Consider the following 19,067-nt stretch of genomic DNA (forward strand, 5'->3'; position numbering starts at 1 on the left):
CGCGACCGGCGATCCGCACCCTTGCCGGGGGCGGGCATCGGCTTTCACGAGTTGCGGCAAGCGTGCGAAATCTCTGCATTGCGCGAGGATCTGGAGCGGCTGGCCCACGAGGCCGGCGCCCTGCGTGATGGCGTGGAGCAGGCCGTGGAGACGGTACGCGACCGTTTTGCCGCGCTCACCGCCGAGGAAATGGCCGACCCGATGGTGCTGGCGCCGCTGCTGCAACTGGCGGTCACCACCCTGCTGGAAATTCGCGAGCAGGCCCGGCAATTGAACACCCAAACCGGCCCGTTGTCTGACGACGAGCGTCCGTCCTGGTTGGGAGCCGCCGACGCTCCCCGCCTGCGACAGCCTGCCGCGATGGCCTGGGGGAAGGCGGCCGAAGAGGGAATGTCCGACGAAGGAATGTCCGGCGGCCGGGGCGGCGATGATGGGCTGGAGCGGAACGACGAACCGCTTCAGGCCGTTGGCGCGCCGCCGCGTCCGGCCGATTTGCCGGTGGCCGATTTGCCGGTCCGGCCGTCCCGGCCGGCTCTGGCTCCGCCGGCTTCGCAAGCGTCTCCATCTCCCGGCCCCCTGGAACCGGCCCTGCCGCAGGCTGCGGCGGTAAAGCCATCCAGCCCAGCCTCTCCGTCGTCGGCCCCGGCGCTTGCCCGACCGGCCGAAGGGCAGGCACCCTGGCTTGCCAGAGAACCGGCGCCACCACCGCCGCCATCCCGTGCGGCAACGGTGCGGGCCACCGCCAACGCTGGCCAAAGACCCAAGGGTGGAATTGACTGGCTGGGTCCGGCCGGACGCTGACATCGGCTAAAAGCCCGATTCTGACAGGCGTCGGACGCGCTGCGATTCGCGGCGCCCTCGCCCCCTTCTGCGCTCCACGCGAAAGGTCAGATTCTGAACGATTGAGCTTGCAAATTCGGGGAGGTTCTAGTACAAACGGCGTATCGGTAAACGAAATTTTACCAAGATTTGCCGCATACCGCGCAACAGTTGCAAAGTCCGAGGTCGGTCGCATGCTCCGGGTCGACGCCATCGCCAAGCAGCATCTGCCCCACCGCACCCGTACGCCAGGGCAGCCGTTGCGCGTCATTCTGGTGGAGCATGACCCCGCCATCGCCGACGCCCTGTCGGTGGCGATGGCGGATTTGGGGCACACCGTCTGCGGCATTGCCCGGACAGAGTGTGAGGCGGTCGAACTGGCACTGCGCGAACGGCCGGACCTTGCAATGACCGATGCGCATCTCGGCGGCGGGGACGGCATCGCAGTGGCGCGCCGGCTGAATCTGGACCACGGATTGCGGTCCATCTTCCTGTCGGGCAACAGCGACCATGGCACCATGGCGCGCATCACCGAAACCTATCCGCTGGGCGTGGTGCACAGGCCCTTTTCGCATGCACAGCTGAAGATCGCCCTGGATCTGGCGGCGCGCCGCCTGCGCTGATCACAGCGTCGACTGCCGGGTTTCCTGCGCTAAGCCGAAGGATTCGGTTTTCCCGCGCCTGTTCCTCTGCTATATTTGTTCATGGAGTGTTCTGGTGCGGAGCGGCAGGGCGAGTGCGCCGGTCCGAACATCGCCGGAGCATTTCCGACGGCGGTTGACCGGCGTCGGTCCCTCGTGCTTCGTTGCGCGGGACCGGGGGGATGGTCGCCATTGAACAGCCGGCCCTGCGAATGGGAACCCTCGGCATCTGGGTGCCTCCGCCGGGCATCCTGACGGGTCGGCATGGATGCTGGGACACTCGCGCTTAGGAGCAACGAGCGATGAATGTTTGGACGTTTACGGGACGCCTGGGCGCGGACGGCGAATTGCGCACGACCCAGAGCGGCGAAAAGGTGCTGGGTTTCCGCGTCGCCAACGATGTCGGCTTTGGCGAGCGCAAGACGACTCAATGGGTCGATTGCTCGATATGGGGTCGCCGCGCCGAGTTGCTGGCTCAGCACCTGACCAAGGGCAAGAGCGTCGTCGTTTCGGGCGAAGTGACCCTGCGCGAGTATGAGAAGCGTGATGGCACCCGCGGCGCCGGCCTGTCGGTGCGCGTGGCCGAAATCGACTTCACCGGCGGCGCCCGTGAAGAGGGTGGCGGCGGCAGCTTCGGCGGCGGCGGTGGCGGCTACGAATCGCGTGGCGGCGGAAGCGGCGGCGGCTATGGCGGCGGCAGCGGTGGTGGTGGCAATTACGGCGGCGGCTCCTCGGGCGGCAACCGTGGCGGCGGTGGCGCTCCGCCCCGTCACGAGGATCTCGACGACGAGATCCCGTTCTGACGCAATCCGCCGAAGCGGTGCGTTCCATCGGCCGGATGCCAGTCATCCGGCCGATTTCTTTTTCGGCATCCGGCAAGTCAGTTCGGCAAGTCAGCCGGCCAGCATCGCGCGCAAGCGCGGGGCCATATGGTCGAGAAAGGCCCGGACACGGCGTGGCGCACGGTCGCGGCCGGTATAGACGGCGTGGATTTCCTCGGTGTCGACCAGCGTGTCGTCCAGCACCGCGACCAGCCGTCCCTCGCGCAAATCGTCTCTGACGTGGTATTCGGCGAGCCGCGCCAGCCCCAACCCCAGCAACGCCATATGGCGAACCGTCTCGCCATTGTTGGCCAGGATGCGGGTCGGCACCTCGCGGTCCACCAGCCGTCCGCCGGACTTCAGCGGCCAGACCGCGGCGGCACGGCGGAAGTTGAAGCCCAGACAGTCATGCGCCTCCAGATCCGCGGCGGTCATCGGTACGCCTTTGCGGTCCAGATAAGCGGGGGAGGCGACGATCCTGCGCCGGACGACGCCCAGCCGCTGGGCCAGAAGCGCCGAATCGCTCAAGGGGCCGGCACGGAAGGCGACATCGACACGGGCGGCATAGAGATCCACCACCTCGTCGGTCATCGTCACGTCCATCGTGATGCCGGGATGGTCGCGCAGGAACTCGGGCAGCAGCGGCAGCAGGCAGTGCTGGCCGAACGGCACCGAGGCGTTGGCGCGGATCAGGCCGGTCGGCGCGCGGGCGCCGCCAGCAATCTCCGCATCCAGCGCGTCCAGCTCTCCCAGCAGCGTCTGTGCCCGCTCCCGATACAGTTCTCCCTCGGCGGTCAGGCGCAGCTTCCTGGTAGAACGTTCGACCAGCCGCACTCCCAGCCGTTCCTCCAACCGACCGACCAGCTTCGCCGTGGATGACGGCGTCATGCCGACATCGCGCCCGGCGGCGCTGAAGCTGCCCTGGGCGGCAACCCGCAGGAAAACCCGCATTTCCCAGGCGCGCGGATCGCTCATTCCGGCATCTCCATCCTTGCCTTATCCCTGAATGACAAAATCATGCGAACTGGGCTGGTATTCCCCTTCCTGACCTTATGGCGCACATCGTCTCCCCAGCACAGTCCTTCTTGGAATGGAGACCTTGGAAATGCCACTTGCACTGCTGGCGCTGGCGATCAGCGCCTATGCGATCGGGACAACGGAGTTCGTGATCGTCGGCCTGCTCCCCACCGTGGCGAGCGACCTGGACGTCAGCCTGCCGCTGGCCGGCATGGTGGTCAGCGTCTATGCGCTGGGCGTCACGTTCGGCGCGCCCATCCTGACCGCGCTGACCGGCCGGGTGCCGCGCAAACCGCTGCTGCTCGGATTGATGGGGGTGTTCGTCGCCGGTAACCTGCTGGCCGGCATCAGCCCCAATTACGAGACGCTGCTGGTGGCACGGGTGCTGAGCGCCTTCGCCCATGGCGTCTTCTTTTCGGTCGGTTCGACCATTGCCGCCGATCTGGTGCCGGAGGACCGGCGCGCCTCGGCCATCGCCATGATGTTCTCCGGCCTGACCATCGCCATCGTCACCGGCGTGCCGCTGGGCACTTGGATTGGACAGACCTTCGGCTGGCGCGCCACCTTCCTGGCGGTGTCGGCGCTTGGCGTCGTCGGCGGGCTGGGCGTCGCGGCGCTGGTGCCGGCACGGCTCAGCCAGCCGCCGGCCGCCGGACTGGGCACGCAGTTGGGCGTATTGACGAAGCCGCGGCTTCTGCTGGCCTTCGCCATCACCGCACTCGGCTATGGCGGCACCTTCGTCGCCTTCACCTTCCTGGCGCCGATCCTCGAGACGATCACCGGCTTCTCGAACTCGACCGTCAGCCTCGTCCTGGTTCTGTACGGTGCCGCCATCGCGGTCGGCAATGTCGTCGGCGGCCGGCTCGCCAACCGTCGGCCGGTCCGGGCGCTCGCCTGGCTGTTCGCCTTGCAGGCTCTGGTTCTGATCGTCTTCACCTTCACTGCGGACGCCAAGGTTCCGGCGCTGGTCACGCTGGCCGGCATGGGGGCGTTGGCCTTCGCCAATGTCCCGGGCCTTCAGCTTTATGTCGTTCAGCTGGCGCAGCGTCACGCGCCGGAGGCGGTCGATGTCGCGTCGGCGCTGAACATCGCCGCCTTCAACCTGGGCATCGCGGCTGGCGCCTTCTTCGGTGGGCAGGTTGTTTCCTCCCCGCTCGGTCTCGGCGCCACGCCCTGGGTCGGTGGGCTGTTCGTTCTGGGCGGTCTCGTCCTGACGCTGGCGAGCGGTGCGCTCGACAGGCGGGAGACCGACCGCCGGGCGACTGTTCCGGCGACCTGCTGAACCGGCCTGTCAAACCGGGTCCGCCTCCAGCGTCAGCGTGTCGAGCAGGAAGCTGCCGTCATCGGTGATGTCGAAATGGGAGCGGACCTCTGCCGCCGCACTGCGCTGGAGCGAGCGGATGGCCTGGGCGTGGAGGTCCGGGGTGCGGGTGCGGGCGGTCCACACCGGGAACTCCATGCGCAGGCGACGCGGCGTCAGCGACCGGACGGCGAAGCCCGCCCGCGCCAACGCCGCCATCCATTCAGCCGCCGTATAGTTGCGGACATGCGACGGGTCGCGCAGCACCTCGACCACCTGCAAGTGGGTGTCCAGCATGGCGGCGGCCGGAGCGATGCAGTCGATGAAGACCGCAATCCCACCCGGTGCCAGCACCCGCCGCGCCTCCCGCAGTCCGGCCTCGAAATCACGCCAATGATGGGCGGTGAAGCGGCAGAGCACGACGTCGAACCGGCCATCCTCGAAGGGCAGCCGTTCGGCGGGCGCCTGCCGGGTGGCGATGTTGGACAGGCCGCGCTCCGTGGCGGTGCGGGCGACCACCTCCAGCATCTCCGGCGTCAGGTCGACGGCCACGACCTCCGCCACATAGGGAGCGGCGCGGTAGCTGACATGGCCGCCGCCGCAGCCCAGGTCCAGAACCCGCGCATCGGATCGGCCCTGCAAGGCCTGCTCGATCTGGTCCAGGTCGGCGCCACCGGCATGAACTGCGCTGGACACATAGGCATCGGCCCGTGGACCGTAATTCTCGGCAACAACGCCATGGTGATTCCGGGTCATCGAGGGCTTCCTTGTAATTCGGTGGCTGATTTGGCGAGCGTTGCGCCATTCGTAACCGGGTACAAGGCAGGTGGTTATCCTGGTATAAGCACTGCCACCATGATCCGCACATCCGCCCCCACCGGTCAGGCTCCCGCCGATCCAATGGCCGACCGCCGCCGCCTGCTTGCCTCCTTTCTGCGGCGTCACCGCGAACGACTCGACTCCGGCAGAGGCCGGCGTTCGAGCCGGTTCCGCCCGCCGTAGGACGCCCGGCCTGAGGCGGGAGGAACTGGCGCAGCTCTGCGGCATCAGTCCGACCTGGTACACATGGCTGGAACAGGGCCGCGACGTTTCGGTTTCTCCCGCGGCATTGGCGCGTCTGTCGAATGCGCTGCACCTGACCCCGGCTGAACGGGCCTATCTGTTTGAACTGACCCGCAAGCGCGACCCGGACATGCCGAGAGCGGGGCAGGCGGACGGCCCCCCGGCGTCGCTGCTTGCGGCGCTGGCGGCGATGACCGCGCCAGCCTATCTTCTCGACCGGTGTTGGAGCGCCGTCGGTTGGAATTCCCGGGCGGAGCGGCTTTTCTCCGGTTGGCTGGGCAGCGTCGAAACCAATCTGTTGCGCTATGTCTTCCTCGACCCGTCGGCCCGCGATTTCATTCAGGATTGGGAGAATCGTTGCCGCCGGCTGCTGGCGGAGTTTCGTGCCGAAACGGCCCGGCACCCGGACGACCCGACGCTTCGGCAACTGGTCGAGGAACTGCGGCAGGCCAGCCCGCTGTTCGCCCGGTTGTGGGAAGACCAGAGTGTTCTGGAGCGCGAAGGAGGCCTGCGCCGATTCAATCATCCGCTGGATGGCGCCCTGACGTTGGAGCAGGTGACCCTGCGTCCGGGTGACCGGTCCGCATTCACCTTGGTGATGCTGGTCGAGCCTTCCACGAACGAGTTCGCGGAGATCCAGGAGTAGGGCTGCCGATCCGACTGCCCTGCGCCGTTTGGCACCGGTTCACGAGCGGTCCGGGAGAACGGGTCGCAATTTTCTGCCGCAAGCCATTGCAGAAAAATGCAGTTGCATGTTTTTCGTACCCTGAGGTTGTGCTACCCTGAGGCTGTTTTCGTTCAGCTTGAGCGACCTTGAAATCATCATACGAATAAAACGCATCAAGCTGAAGGCGAACGTAACAAAAATCAGGGGAAGGCCTATGGCACGCTTTATCGCGGGTGGTGCGACCGGGGTTAACACCGACAATATCTATATCGCCGATCTTCTGTTTGCGCAGATATCGGGTGCAAACAGCACTTATATTGCAGCGAATTACGGCGGTGGTGCAGTCACCGAGTTCTATGGAAATTTCGCCTACAATTCGACCGGTACCAATGTGGTGGGGGGAACGATCTCCACCATACGCTCCCTGTCGAACGGCACGCCGACCTATACGGTCGATAATCTGGCGGTGCCCGCGACGACCTTCCTCGGATGGCTGTCGAGCGGCGGGAGCAGCACCGCACGCTCCTCGATCCTGTCCGGTGCCGACACGATGTTCGGCTCGGAGTTCAATGATACATTGCGGGGTTATGCGGGGAACGACACCATTCTCGGTGGCGGCGGATCGGATCTTTTGGATGGCGGGTCCGGCAACAACATCATAGACGGTGGGGCCGGTACCGACACCGTCCAGCGCAGCGGGAGCACGACGTCCAGCACCGGCTTCAGCTATGGCGGGTCGGTCTATGTCTACGACTCCAGCGGTTACGATCAGTTGATCGGGGTCGAATTCATCCGATTTACTGACCGGACGGTTGCAACCTCAAGCGTTTCCGCGTTCGATCCGCTGTCCTACCTTGCGGCCAATCCCGACCTTGCGGCAGCATTTGGCGGAAACACCGCGCCGGTGCTGAGCCATTATCTGAGCGCCGGCATCCGCGAGCGCCGCTCGACGACATTCGATGCCGCAGGCTACCTTGCGGCTAATCCCGATCTGGCCGCCGCATTCGGTGCGAACACTGTCGCCGCCACCCAGCATTATATCAATGCCGGACGTCTGGAGGGTCGCAGCACCAGCTTCAACGCGATGAGCTACATCGCCGCCAATCCGGATCTCATCCAGGTATTTGGAACCAACACGACAGCTGCGGCGCTCCACTATGCCACCGCAGGACGGCTTGAAGGCAGGTCGACGAGTTTCAACGCGTCTGCCTATCTTGCGCGGTACTCGGACCTTCGGTGGATGTATGGCACCAGCGAACTCGGCGCCGCGACGCATTATGTGACGTCGGGGTACCGTGAGGGACGGTCTGCCGCACCGTTGACGACATCCACCAGCCGTTCGGCGCAGTTCCTGGCGTCCGAACAGGCTTCGGCTTCGCTGGCCGCCGCTCTTTAAGGAAAGATTGGCTCGGGAGGTACGGAACGCCTCGCGTTCCGTACCTCGTGGCCAGTGCCGATCTCGAAAGGGGGCGGTGCTGGTCCGGCCGCCGGAAACGCGAAAACCCGCCGAAGGGCGGGCTTAAAGTTTACTGATTTAAAAATTGGGAGAGTTGGCTGGGGCGGCAGGATTCGAACCTGCGGATGGCGGTACCAAAAACCGCTGCCTTACCACTTGGCGACGCCCCAACCGGCGCGGCGATCTCTCGTATCGCCGGAAGGAGCGGCACCTTAATCGGAAGCCCGGCCGAACGCAACAGGCTGTTTTCAGAAAATTTTCGCGGTCAATCGGCCCTCCGCGACGGCGCTCAGCGGCCCTCCCTGCGCCATGCCATCAGCAGCCCACCCAGCACCAGGGCCAGCACCGCACCAACGGGCAGCAGCGGCACGTCGGTCACGCCGGTGACCGTATAGTCGCCGTTGGCGCGCAGGCCGATCCAGCCGGACCCGGTCTGGCTGCGGTCGGGCTGGGTGCGGCGCACATCGATGCCGGGATTGGCGCCGGTGTCGGTGTCGGTCACCCAGTGGATGCCGCCGCCGGTCGCCTCCGCCACCGGCTGCATGCGGTCGCCGGTTGACCGCACATCGGCCAGTTCCGGCGTATTCACCGCGCCTACCACCGCCAGCGTCGTCCGATCCCCATCGGAGATGCGGTAGATGCCAGGGGCTGCGGCGGTCACGGTGGCGACGGCCCGGCCGGTGCGGTCGTCGGTCAACTGCAGCGTGCTGGTCCGGTCGGACGGATCGGTGATGGTGACGGAACGCGGATCTGGAGTCAGGGACCGGCGTTCGACCGTGATGCGGTTGCCGTCCACATGGGCGCGCAGGTCGTTCTCCTCCAGCTCCGGCTCCTTCATCAGCCAGTGGGCGAGACGGCGCAGAAGCTCCGCCTGCGGACCGCCGCCCTCGAAGCCGCGGCTCCACAGCCAGATCTGGTCGGAAGCGAGCTGCGCCACCCGACCCTTGCCGACGCGGTCCAGCACCAGAAGCGGGCGGTTGCCGGCACCCTGCATCACCACCGTGCCGCTGTTGGGCGTCACATCCACCTGATGGAACCAGCGGCCCCAGCTCGGCGCCGCGTCCAGCCGGTCGCCGGGCAGTCCGGCGGTCACCGGATGGCGGCGGCCGACATCGGTGACGGTCGGCAGGAACGGGCTGTCCACCGTCTGGCCGCTGGGCGCCGCCGGCAGGATCGATCCCAGCGGCGTACGGTACAGAGACAGCGGCCCGGCATAGCCCTGGCCGGAGGTTTCCAGCAGGGCGCCGCCCTTGCGGACATAGTCGGCGATGTTCTCCAGATACATCTGCGGCAGCACGCCACGGCGGCGGTAGCGGTCGAAGATGATCAGGTCGAACTCGTCCAGCTTCACCTCGAACAGCTCGCGGATCGGGAAGGCGATCAGCGACAACTCACGGATCGGCGTGCCGTCCTGCTTCTCCGGCGGGCGCAGGATGGTGAAATGGACCAGATCGACGGCCGGATCGGCCTTCAGCAGATTGCGCCATGTGCGCTCGCCGGCATGGGGTTCGCCGGAAACCAGCAGCACGCGCAGCCGGTCGCGCACACCGTTCACCACCACCGCCGCGCGGTTGTTGGCGAGGGTCAGCTCCTGCTTCGCCGGCTCGACCTCCAGTTCCAGGACATTCTGGCCGCCATGGGTGATCGGCAGGTCGACGCGCACGTCGCGGCCGACCGGCACGCGGATGGTGCTGGGGGCGCCGCCGTCCTGGCGCAACGTGACCGCAGCGTCGGCGGACTGGCGGCCGGGCATGTCGTCGACACGGATGGTCAATTCGACCGGCTTGCCGACAAGGCCGTAGTTCGGCGCCTGCACGATGGCGATGCGGCGGTCGCCCTCATCGCGGTCGCCGGTCAGCAGCGTGTGGATCGGGCCGATGTCGGCCAGTTTGCCCGGCACCTGCGGAACGTCATGCACCTGACCGTCGGTGATGAAGACGGCACCGGCCATGCGGCGGCGCGGCACATCGGCCATGGCACGGTTCAACGCATCGAACAGATGGGTCTCGTTGATGGTGCCGCCGGTCTCGCCGCCCTCGGCGCTGCGGACGACGCGCACCTCAAGGTCGTTGAAGCGTTTCAGCCGCTCGGTCAGCTGTTCCGCCGCCCGTTCGGTGCGGGCGCGGCGGTCGCCGATCGCCTGGCTCGGCGAATCGTCGATCACCACGATGGCGACATCCTTGATCGGGTCGCGCTTCTCCTGGACAAGCGAGGGATTGATCAATGCCAGGGCCAGCACCGCCACCGCCAGCAGGCGCAGCCATATGCCGCGGGCCCGGCGCAGTGCGGCGATCAGCACCACAAGCAGGGAAAATCCGAAAAGAACGCCCAGCACCGGCCAGGGCAGCAGCGGCGCCAGCGCCACCGAAAGTCCGGAGAGCAGATCGACGGGCATCACTGGCCGAGCCTTTCCAGGATGGCGGGCACATGGACCTGATCGGCCTTGTAGTTGCCGGTCAGCGCGTACATCACGAGGTTGACGCCGAAGCGATAGGCGATTTCGCGCTGACGCTCGCCGCCGGGGATGACCGCGAACATCGGCTGGCCGTTGCGGCCGACCGCCCAGGCCGAGGCCCAGTCGTTGCCGCCGATAACGACGGACGACACGCCGTCATTCGCCGGCCCCTCGCGTGCTTCGATCCACAACTGCCCGCCGGCATAGCGTCCGGGAAAGTCGGTCAGCAGGTAGAAGGACTTGCGCAGCACATGATCCTGCGGCACCGGGGCGAGCGGCGGGATGTCCAGGCCCTGCACCAGCTGTTGCAAAACGGCCGGGCCGCCTCCCGGCGCCTGATCGCGGGTGTCGAACAGGATGGTGCCGCCGCTGCGCATATACTCGTTCACCCGCTGGCGCGCCTGATCGGACAGGGCTTTCTGCCGATCCGACACCGGCCAGTAGAGCAGGGGATAGAAGGCCAGCTCGTCCTGTTCGGGGTTGACGCCGACCGCTCCGGCCGCTTCGACGGCGGTGCGCAGGCCGAGCACGCTGACCAGCCCCTCAAGCCCGGCGCGGGCGGTGTCGTCGACGCTGCTGTCGCCGGTCTGGACATAGGCGAGGTAGGTCTCCGCCGTCACCTTGACCGCCTTGTCCTGATCGAGCGCGCGGGCGGGCTGCGGTGCCGAAGACAGGGCGAGTGCCAGCAGCAGGCCGGCCGCCGCGCCGCCGGCCCCGCGCCGCAGGCTGGGCGGGCGCAGCAGGCCGCGCAGGGCCAGCGCGATCAGCAGGTCGATGGACAGCAGGGCCAGGGCCGCCGCCAGCAGCGACGGCTTCAGCGGAACCTCGCCGCGGCCGCCATAGCCGTCGCGGCCGATACCGGCCGGCATCGGCGGCAGCGGGTCGATGGCGGTGACGGCGGCGGACAGGTTCAGCGCACGCCGGGCGTCGTCAGTGCCATAGAATCCCGGCGGATGGCGCGGTCCAATGACATCGGCTGTGGCGTTGCCGGGGATGGGGAAGGCGGTGGGCGGCGGCGGGACCAGCCGGCCGGTGCCGTCCAGCACCTCGACGGGATCGAGCGAGGCGGTGGCCGCCGTCCCCGTCACGCCGCCGCTGAGTGCCACCAGCCGGCGCAGCATGTCGACGAACAGGCCCGACAGCGGCAGGTTCGACCAGTCCGGGCTGGCGGTGGTGTGGACCAGCACGATCCAGCCGTCGCCGCGCTTCTGCGAGGTGACCAGTGGCGTGCCGTCGGCCAGCCGCGCCCAGGTGCGGTCCGCCAGATCCAGGGCGGGTTCGGCGAGCACCTGCCGGTTCACCTGGACATCGGGCGGAATGGTCAACCCCTCGAAGGGCGATTTCGGTGGGAAGGGCTGGAGTTTTGCCGGCTCGGACCAGGACAGGGCACCGCCCAGCGCGCGGTCGCCGATGCGCAGCCGCTCCGGCACCAGCGTGTCGGCATGTTGGGCCAGACGCGGACCGGCGAAGCGGACCAGCACGCCGCCCTTCTTCACCCAATCCTCGATGTCCTGAACCTCGGTCCCGGTCAGGGCGCCGATGTCGGACAGGATCAGCACAGCCAGATCGCGCTTCAGCAGATCCAGCGTCTCGCCGCGCCGCACCTCGTTGTAGGGCGACAGCGCGCGTTCGAGATAATAGAGATCGGACAGCAGCGGCTGGCTTTCCCCCTCCGCCCGGCCGGATGCGAGACCGACGGGGCGGCGGCGCCAGCGCTCGTCCAGCAGGACGGTGGCGCCGGCGGTGGTGTCGCCTTCGACCCGCAGGCTGGCGGCGTCGTTGCGCAGCTCGGTCGGCACGTCCAGCCGCACCTCCCGCATCTTCTGGCCCGGCTCGAAGGTGACGGTCTGGCGGGTCAGCAGCCGGCCGTCGGCGGCGGCGAGGCGGACGGTCACCGGCTCCGGCTTGGACGGATCGGCGCGGACGATTCGGGCGGTCAGTGCCGTGCCCTCGCTGGAGGGCGGCAGCAGCAGGTGGGGGGGATGTTCGGCGGAATCGTCGAGGACATCGGCGGAGCCCAGCCGCTGCAATCCGGCGGCGAGAGCGGCGGCCTGTTTGTCGCCGACGCCGTCGCTGAGCCACACCGCATGGATGGAACCGCGCCCGTTGGCCTGTGTCGCCACCGCCTTCAGGGCCTCCAGCGCCGCGGCACGGTCGGTCGGCCAGGGCAGGGGGGCCATCGCTTGGGCCACGCGGCGCGCTTCGGGTGCCGGCAGTACGGCGCTTGCATGGATCGGCTGTCCGTCGGCGGCCGGGGCGGTGGGCAGCAGGATCACCGGCCGCTGCTGGCGGTCGGCCTGGGCGATCAATTCGTCCATCGTGCGCTTGCGGGTCGGCCAGTCACGTCCGGCGGCCCAACCATTGTCCACCACCAGCAGCAGCGGCCCGCCGCCGGGCAGTGCCGCCCGCGGGTTCAGCAATGGACCGGCCAGGGCCAGGATGATCAGCGCCGCCACGATCAGCCGCAGAAGCAGCAGCCACCACGGCGTCCGGGCCGGCGTCTCCTCCCGCGCGGTCAGGTCGCGCAGCAGACGGATGGCGGAAAACTGGATCGCACGCGGGGCCGGCGGCGTCACTCGCAGCAGCCACCAGAGGACCGGCAGGGCTGCCAGTGCGGTCAAGACCCAGGGGGCGGCGAAGGCGATCGGTCCGAGACCCAGCATTGGCGCGTCTTCACGAGGGGGAGGGGCGAGAAAGGGTAGACCGGCGCGTCACACCGCCTCCATCGCCATCGCACCCCAGAGGGTGAGCAGCGCGGATTGCGGCGAACGGTCGGTGCGATGAACGGCGAAACTCCAGCCGGCGGTGCGGGCAAGCGCCGCCAGCCCGTCCTGCTGTGCCTTCAGACGCTCGCGATAGGCGTCGCGGACGGCCTCGACACGGGGAACCAGCAGATTTTGTTCGCCCTCCAGGCCGTGAAAATCGACACGGCCGTCATAGGGCAGCGTCTCTTCCGCCGGATCGAGGATCTGGACCAGATGGCCGCGCAGGCCCCGGCCGGTGAGGCCGGCGACGATGGCGTGGATCTCCGGCAGGGGGGACAGCAGGTCGCCGAACAGAACCGTCTGCGCATGGCGGGGCAGGGGCTCCACCCGCGGCAAAGGGTCGGGTGCGGCAGCGGCGCGCGGGTCGGTCATCAGACGGGCGATGCGGTCGATGGCGGTCTTGCCGTGGTCGGGCCGCACCCCGCTGTTCAGCAGGGCCACCCGCTCGCCGCCACGGGCCAGCAGCACGGCGGTGGCGAGCGTCAGAAGATCGGCGCGCTCCCGCTTGGTCGGCAGCCCGGCAGCGGAGCGGAAATCCATGGAGGCGGAGCGGTCGCGCCACAGCCAGACGCTCTGCGCCGCCTCCCATTCATTTTCGCGGACATAGACCGGCTGCGTCTTGGCCGACTGGCGCCAGTCGATCATCGACGGCGCATCGCCCGGCTGATAGCGACGGAACTGCCAGAAGGTCTCGCCCAGACCGACACGGCGGCGGCCGTGCACCCCCTGGGCAACGGTCGCCGCCACCCGTTCCGCCGCGACCAGAAGCGGGGGCAGGGCGGATGCCAACTCCTCCGCGCGATGCCGCGCCAACAGGGTGTTCGACAGCTGACCCGACGGCTGGTTCTTCTGCGGGGAGGTTGGGCTTCGCGGCATTGCGGCTCCGCTTCGAGGGGTCAGGCCAGGGGCGCGCAGAGGCGGTCGATGACGTCGTCCAGCGTCACCCCGTCGGCCCGCGCTGCGAAGTTCAGCGCCATGCGGTGCTTCAGGATCGGCTTGGCCAGCGCCACCACATCGTCCAGCGACGGCGACAGGCGGCCGTCCAGCACCGCACGGGCACGGGCGGCGAGCATCAGCGACTGGCTGGCGCGCGGGCCGGGGCCCCAGGCGACATGCTGGCGCACCTCCATCAGTTCCGACGTCTCCGGCCGGCCACGGCGGACGAGGTCGAGGATGCCGTCCACCACCCCTTCGCCGACCGGCACGCGGCGGACGAGGCGCTGTGCCGTCTGCAGATCGGCGGCGGACAGCACCGTCACAGCGCGCTCGTCGGTCGAGCCGGTGGTGGCGATCATCATCCGCCGTTCGGCCTCGCGGTCGGGATAATCGACGTCGATCTGCATCAGGAAGCGGTCGAGCTGGGCTTCCGGCAGCGGATAGGTGCCTTCCTGCTCCAGCGGATTTTGGGTGGCCAGAACATGAAAGGGCTGGGGCAGGGGGTGGTACTGGCCGGCGACCGACACCCGGTGCTCCTGCATCGCCTGGAGCAGGGCCGACTGGGTGCGCGGGCTGGCACGGTTGATCTCGTCGGCCATCAGCAGCTGGCTGAACACCGGACCGGGCAGGAAGCGGAAGGACCGGCGTCCGTTGTCGCCCTCCTCCAGCACTTCGGAGCCCAGGATGTCGGCGGGCATCAGGTCGGGCGTGCACTGGATTCGCTTTTCGGCGAGGCCCAGCACGGTGCCCAGCGTTTCCACCAGCCGCGTCTTGGCAAGGCCGGGAACGCCGATCAGCAGGACATGGCCGCCGGCCAGCAGCGTGACTAGCGTGCGGTCGATCACCTCCTGCTGGCCGAAGATCACGCGGCCGATGCGGTCGCGGACGGAGGCAAGGCGGTCGCCCAGCGCCTCGATCTCTTCCATCAGCCGTTGCGGGTCCTCCGGCACGGGAGGCTGCCCCCTCAGGATGTCCTGTGCGCTCAAGGTCTGCTGCTCCCCGATGGTGGGCCGATCGGTGTCATGGTCGCAGGATTCCGCGACGCGAAACACGGGATCCGCATGGTTGGCCCTGTTCCGGCACCTTGTCGACACCCATTTTCCGAATCCCGCCGGCGGATGTGCCGCCGGACGGGTGGTGGCGCCAGGACCATTGGAGTGGACCTAGCGGCCGAGTGTGGCGAAAATGCGCATGTCCGGGGACAAAACGGTTCCCAATTCCATGAAAGTCGGTAACGCGATGGCGAATGACAAGCGCTCAGATGGGCAAACCGGTTCGGAGACGGCGCCGGACCTGCCGTCCGGCTTGCCGGTGGCGCTGGGACGGACGCCGACGCTGGAGCAGTACGACATCCGCATTGCGCGCGACGGCACCTGGTTCCACAATGGCGATCCCATCCGCCGGATCGAACTGGCGAAGCTGTTCTCCACCGTCCTGAGGCGCGACGACGACGGCGATTACTGGCTGATCACGCCTGTCGAGCGCGGCCGGATCGTCGTGGACGACGCTCCCTTCGTCGCGGTGGAGATGACCGTGGCGGGCAGCGGGGCCGATCAGGTCCTGTCCTTCCGCAGCAACCTCGATCATTGGGTGGAGGCTGGCCCCGAACATCCGATCCGCGTCGCCGTGAACCCTGAAACCGGGGAGCCGGCACCCTACATCGAAATCAGAAGCCGGCTTGAGGCGAGAATCCTGCGCCCCGTGTTCTACGACATGGTGGAGCGCAGCGAGACGCGCCGCACCGAAACCGGCGAGTCCGAGGTGGGTCTATGGAGCAACAAGGTCTTCTTCACGCTGGGCAGGCTGCCTGGCGACTGAGCCTGGAGGAAGTCCGCCGACGTTTGCCGGCGATGAGCACCGATGCGGCGGTGGAAAGTGCCGTCCGGTCGAACCGGATGGCGCCGAAGCACGCCGCCAAAATCCGGGGCGACCACGACCTCAATCCGGAAATGGGCCCGCCCTCCACCCTGCGCGAGGCGGCGGTGCTGGTTCCGCTGGTCGACCGGCCGGAGGAACTGACCGTCATCTTCACCCAGCGCACCGCGACGCTGAGTGCCCATGCCGGCCAGATCAGCTTCCCCGGCGGGCGGATGGAACCGGAGGACGGCACTCCGGAGGAAACCGCGCTGCGCGAAACGGCGGAGGAGATCGGGCTGGAGCGCGGCCGGATCGAGATCGTCGGCCGGCTGGACACTTACGTCACGCGCACTGGATTCCGGGTGACGCCGGTGGTGGGGGTGGTGACGCCGCCCTTCATCCTGACGCCCGACCCGACCGAGGTGGCGGAGGTGTTCGAGGTGCCGCTGTCCTTCATCCTCGACCCGTCGAACCCGCAGCGCCACAGCCGCGAGTTCCTGGGCAAGCCGCGCTGGTTCTACGCCTTCCCTTACCCGCAGCGCTATATCTGGGGGGCGACCGCGGGCATGCTGGTGAACCTGCGCGACGTGCTGGGTGCCGCCGCCGGCAAAACGGGGGAGGGGGCGGATTGACGCCTCCGAACCCGAAGGCCAATCAAAAGGCCCGGAACCCGACAGCGGTGGAATGGGGGCCGGGAATCGGATAGCGTCGCGCGCCATGACCGTTGCCGCTCGCCTGTCGCCCCAGCCCTGGATGACCGCCCCCGAAAGCCTTGCGCTGTTCGCTGCCCTGGCCTCGGGCGGTGCCGACGCGCGATTCGTCGGCGGCTGCGTGCGCGATGCGTGGCTCGGCCGGCCGGTGAAGGACATCGACATCGCCACCCATGCGCCGCCCGAACGGGTCATGGAACTGCTGGAGGCAGCGGGGATCCGCGTCATCCCGACCGGCCTCGCCCATGGCACCGTCACCGCGCTGTGCGGCGGCAAGCCCTATGAGATCACGACGCTGCGACGCGACGTGGAGACCTTCGGCCGCCATGCCCGTGTCGAATTCACCGACGACTGGATCGAGGACGCCGCCCGCCGCGACCTGACCATGAACGCGCTGAGCTGCACGCCGGACGGCGCGATGTTCGACCCGTTCGGCGGTCTGGCCGATCTCGCCGCCGGACGTGTGCGCTTCGTAGGCGAAGCCCACCGGCGGATCGAGGAGGATGTGCTGCGCCTGCTGCGTTTCTTCCGCTTCCACGCCCATTACGGCCGCGGCGAGCCGGATGCCGAGGCACTGGCCGCCTGCCGCGATCTGGCGCCGCGCTTGCCGGCGCTGTCGGGCGAGCGGGTGCGGGGAGAGCTGTTCCGCCTGCTGACCGCCCCCTGCGCCGCTTCGGTCTGGCGGTTGATGATGGGGCAGGGGATCATGGTCCATCTGCTGCCGGAGGCGATGGACACGGACCGGCTGGAGCGGCTGATCGCGGTGGAACGCGATCTTGGGGTGACTCCCGACCCCACCCGCCGTCTGGCCGCCGTGCTGGACAGCGACCGGCCGGGCGCGCTCAGGGCTGCCGACGCTCTGCGCCTGTCCAACCACGAACGGGACCGCCTGCTGGCCCTGGTCGAGCCGCCGGTCGCTGTGGCGCCGGCGGACGACCGCAAGGCCCTGCGTCAGGCGCTGTACCGCGTCAACGATGCGGAACTGTTCGGCGACCTGCTGCTGATCGCCGCCGCCAGCCATGACGGTCCGCTGGACCTGGGCGCGTTGCGCAAGGCCCTTGCGGTGGCCGAAGACCTGCCGGGCTTGAAGCTGCCGATTGCCGGTCGCGACCTGCTGGAGCTTGGCGTTCCACGCGGCCCGCTGGTCGGCCAAACGCTGAAGCGCGTCGAGGCCTGGTGGATCGCCGAGGATTTCCAGCCGGGTCGCGACGCCTGCCTGGAGATGGCGCGTCGCCTTCCCGATCAGGCGTCGGGCCGTTCGGCGTAGCGGCGGCAATGCTCCAGATAGGCCGCTTCGTGACCGACGACTAGGTCAACGATGCTGGACCACAGCCAGGACGGCGCATCCAGGCTCTTGGTCCGGTTGCGGGCCAGTTCACCGCGCCATGACTTGCGCGTCGCCTCGTCCATCTGGCGGGCATGCGCCTTGCCGACCACGGCGGCCAGATAGAAGGCGACACGGGTCGCTTCCTCGCGCGTCAGATGATCGAAGTCGAGCTTGATGTCCTGCGGCAGCAGTTCGCGCAGGAAGACGGCGCGGTCGAGCAGGCGGGCAGGGCGCATGCGGTCGCCGAGATAGGGCGAGAGATTCTGCGCGCCGGTCACCACGCGTTCTGCATTGTCGCGCGGCATGCCGTTCTTGGCGGCACGCGGTGCTGCGGCCTGGACCGCCTCCTTGATGTCGATCAGGCTGAGGCCGCCCTCGTCGTAATGCCCCTCGCCGACGCCGAGAAGCACCGCGATCCGCAACCGGCCGAGCGAACTGCAGCCCTTCACCCAATAGGCCGCATCCAGAAGCTCGATCCGGTCGTTGTCGTCGCGGGAATGCAGGGCGGTCACCAGGCGGCGGACCTGATCCTTTGCGAACAGCTCCTCGACGGCGGCGCGCTCCTCGTCGGTCAGCGGCCAGAACCGCTTGCCGAGCGGGATGGTCGGCCGGATGTCCTTGATGCGGTCCCGGGCCAGATGCTTCCAGGTGCGGCCGATGGCCTGACGCATGCCCAGGCGGACGACCGATGGCCTCTTCCGCACCGCATCGCCACCCAGCTCGCCGTCGAGGGTCATCATGTAGCCCTCGATCATCCGTTCCAGCATCAGCGCCGTGGTGACGCCGGGCAGGTCGGACCCGCGTGCCGCGGTGGCGAGCGACAGGCCGAGCCGGATCAGGTCATGGGCGGGGTTGCCGACCACCGTCTGGTCGACATCGCGAATCTGGATGCCGATCCGGCCCTTGGCATTGGCGACCGGCCCGAGGTTGCCGACATGGCAATCGCCGCAGATCCAGACCGGCGGACCGTCGGGGACCTTGCCGCTGGACTGCTCCAGCCATTCGTAGAATTTCACGGTGCTGCCACGCACATAGGCGTGAGCGGATTCGGCCATCTTGAGATTTCGGCGCTGGGACAGGACCGCTTGGCGCTGATCGGGCGGGGTGGGCTGGTTTTTCGACGACATCATCCATCCGGATCCGAAGTTGCGACGACGGAAATGGGCAACGCATCGGTCATCCGCCATGCCGCAACCGGTCAACCCACAACGACCCAGCCATGCATGCTTACGGG

16 protein-coding genes and 1 tRNA gene are annotated in these 19,067 nt (G+C 68.1%); 9 read left to right on the forward strand and 8 right to left on the reverse strand.

Features of this window, described 5'->3' with window-relative positions:
* Window positions 1-78: 78 nt before the first annotated feature.
* From ACWPN3_RS16535 to ACWPN3_RS16545, 3 genes are all read left to right on the forward strand, one after another.
* Window positions 79-801 (forward strand): hypothetical protein, encoded by a 723-nt coding sequence (locus tag ACWPN3_RS16535; protein ID WP_247872957.1) that lies wholly within the window; start codon window positions 79-81, stop codon window positions 799-801.
* 212 nt (window positions 802-1,013) lie between these two features.
* Window positions 1,014-1,442 (forward strand): response regulator, encoded by a 429-nt coding sequence (locus tag ACWPN3_RS16540; RefSeq protein ID WP_109446168.1) that lies wholly within the window; start codon window positions 1,014-1,016, stop codon window positions 1,440-1,442.
* 320 nt (window positions 1,443-1,762) lie between these two features.
* Window positions 1,763-2,263 (forward strand): single-stranded DNA-binding protein, encoded by a 501-nt coding sequence (locus ACWPN3_RS16545; RefSeq protein WP_492261588.1) that lies wholly within the window; start codon window positions 1,763-1,765, stop codon window positions 2,261-2,263.
* A gap of 90 nt (window positions 2,264-2,353) precedes the next feature.
* Here ACWPN3_RS16545 and ACWPN3_RS16550 read toward each other — a convergent pair whose 3' ends face one another.
* Window positions 2,354-3,256, reverse strand: coding sequence for a LysR family transcriptional regulator (locus ACWPN3_RS16550; RefSeq protein WP_109446172.1), 903 nt, complete (start codon window positions 3,254-3,256; stop codon window positions 2,354-2,356).
* A 130-nt stretch (window positions 3,257-3,386) separates the two neighbouring features.
* On the opposite strand from ACWPN3_RS16550, the gene ACWPN3_RS16555 reads away from it, so the two are divergent.
* Window positions 3,387-4,580, forward strand: coding sequence for an MFS transporter (locus tag ACWPN3_RS16555; RefSeq protein ID WP_492240532.1), 1,194 nt, complete (start codon window positions 3,387-3,389; stop codon window positions 4,578-4,580).
* A 9-nt stretch (window positions 4,581-4,589) separates the two neighbouring features.
* Here the strand turns inward: ACWPN3_RS16555 and ACWPN3_RS16560 are convergent, their stop codons facing one another.
* Window positions 4,590-5,354: a class I SAM-dependent methyltransferase gene (locus ACWPN3_RS16560; protein WP_492240533.1), complete on the reverse strand. Its 765-nt coding sequence runs from the start codon at window positions 5,352-5,354 to the stop codon at window positions 4,590-4,592.
* Window positions 5,355-5,520: 166 nt separating this feature from the next.
* Here ACWPN3_RS16560 and ACWPN3_RS16565 point away from each other — a divergent pair, with 166 nt between their 5' ends.
* Both ACWPN3_RS16565 and ACWPN3_RS16570 read left to right on the forward strand, forming a co-directional pair.
* Window positions 5,521-6,306, forward strand: a complete 786-nt coding sequence (locus ACWPN3_RS16565) for a helix-turn-helix transcriptional regulator (RefSeq protein WP_492261589.1) — start codon at window positions 5,521-5,523, stop codon at window positions 6,304-6,306.
* A 157-nt stretch (window positions 6,307-6,463) separates the two neighbouring features.
* Window positions 6,464-7,723, forward strand: coding sequence for a calcium-binding protein (locus ACWPN3_RS16570; RefSeq protein ID WP_492240535.1), 1,260 nt, complete (start codon window positions 6,464-6,466; stop codon window positions 7,721-7,723).
* Between the two features lie 155 nt (window positions 7,724-7,878).
* On the opposite strand, the gene ACWPN3_RS16575 is transcribed toward ACWPN3_RS16570, so the two are convergent.
* The 5 genes from ACWPN3_RS16575 to ACWPN3_RS16595 form a co-directional block, all read right to left on the reverse strand.
* Window positions 7,879-7,953, reverse strand: a tRNA-Gln gene (locus tag ACWPN3_RS16575).
* Between the two features lie 119 nt (window positions 7,954-8,072).
* The gene (locus ACWPN3_RS16580; protein ID WP_492240536.1) at window positions 8,073-10,178 is read right to left on the reverse strand and encodes a hypothetical protein; all 2,106 of its coding nucleotides are present in this window, start codon (window positions 10,176-10,178) and stop codon (window positions 8,073-8,075) included.
* A complete protein-coding gene (locus ACWPN3_RS16585; RefSeq protein ID WP_492240537.1) occupies window positions 10,178-12,901 on the reverse strand; it encodes a DUF4159 domain-containing protein in 2,724 nt (907 codons plus the stop codon). The genes ACWPN3_RS16580 and ACWPN3_RS16585 overlap by 1 nt, the downstream gene beginning before the upstream one ends.
* Window positions 12,902-12,949: 48 nt before the next feature.
* On the reverse strand, window positions 12,950-13,879 hold the full coding sequence (locus ACWPN3_RS16590) for a DUF58 domain-containing protein (RefSeq protein WP_109446186.1): 930 nt from the start codon (window positions 13,877-13,879) through the stop codon (window positions 12,950-12,952).
* A gap of 20 nt (window positions 13,880-13,899) precedes the next feature.
* Window positions 13,900-14,865, reverse strand: coding sequence for an AAA family ATPase (locus ACWPN3_RS16595; protein WP_492241384.1), 966 nt, complete (start codon window positions 14,863-14,865; stop codon window positions 13,900-13,902).
* A 295-nt stretch (window positions 14,866-15,160) separates the two neighbouring features.
* On the opposite strand from ACWPN3_RS16595, the gene ACWPN3_RS16600 reads away from it, so the two are divergent.
* From ACWPN3_RS16600 to ACWPN3_RS16610, 3 genes are all read left to right on the forward strand, one after another.
* On the forward strand, window positions 15,161-15,757 hold the full coding sequence (locus ACWPN3_RS16600) for a DUF1285 domain-containing protein (protein WP_247872961.1): 597 nt from the start codon (window positions 15,161-15,163) through the stop codon (window positions 15,755-15,757).
* Between the two features lie 32 nt (window positions 15,758-15,789).
* Window positions 15,790-16,428 (forward strand): CoA pyrophosphatase, encoded by a 639-nt coding sequence (locus tag ACWPN3_RS16605; protein ID WP_109446190.1) that lies wholly within the window; start codon window positions 15,790-15,792, stop codon window positions 16,426-16,428.
* 85 nt (window positions 16,429-16,513) lie between these two features.
* Entirely contained in the window at window positions 16,514-17,773 is a 1,260-nt protein-coding gene (locus tag ACWPN3_RS16610) for a CCA tRNA nucleotidyltransferase (protein ID WP_492240538.1), read from the forward strand.
* Here ACWPN3_RS16610 and ACWPN3_RS16615 read toward each other — a convergent pair.
* On the reverse strand, window positions 17,749-18,963 hold the full coding sequence (locus tag ACWPN3_RS16615; protein WP_109446194.1) for a DUF2252 family protein: 1,215 nt from the start codon (window positions 18,961-18,963) through the stop codon (window positions 17,749-17,751). The two genes, ACWPN3_RS16610 and ACWPN3_RS16615, sit on opposite strands and share 25 nt — an antisense overlap.
* Window positions 18,964-19,067 lie beyond the last annotated feature (104 nt).

This window comes from Azospirillum sp. UENF 111221 (assembly GCF_058780625.1).